The organism is Cupriavidus sp. WGlv3, assembly GCF_023952475.1.
GTDB lineage: Bacteria > Pseudomonadota > Gammaproteobacteria > Burkholderiales > Burkholderiaceae > Cupriavidus > Cupriavidus phytorum.
Map to the genome: position 1 here is coordinate 1 of NZ_JALHRX010000159.1, position 337 is coordinate 337.

At 66.8% G+C, this 337-nt stretch carries 1 protein-coding gene; it reads right to left on the reverse strand.

Annotated features, from left to right (window positions below; translation table 11 throughout):
- A partial coding sequence (locus MKD38_RS30975) for a carboxyl transferase domain-containing protein (protein WP_305882545.1) occupies nt 1-337 on the reverse strand: 337 nt, incomplete at both ends.

Consider the following 337-nt stretch of genomic DNA (forward strand, 5'->3'; position numbering starts at 1 on the left):
GCCTGCTCGCCGCCCATCACCGAGATGCGCGCGTTCGGCCACATCCACAGGAAGCGCGGCGAATACGCGCGCCCGCACATGCCGTAGTTGCCGGCGCCGAACGAGCCGCCGATGATCACCGTGAACTTGGGCACCTGCGCGGTCGCCACCGCGGTCACCATCTTGGCGCCGTTGCGCGCGATGCCCTCGTTCTCGTACTTGCGCCCGACCATGAAGCCGGTGATGTTCTGCAGGAACACCAGCGGGATCTTGCGCTGGCAGCACAGCTCGATGAAGTGCGCGCCCTTGAGCGCCGACTCCGAGAACAGGATGCCGTTGTTGGCGACGATGCCCACCG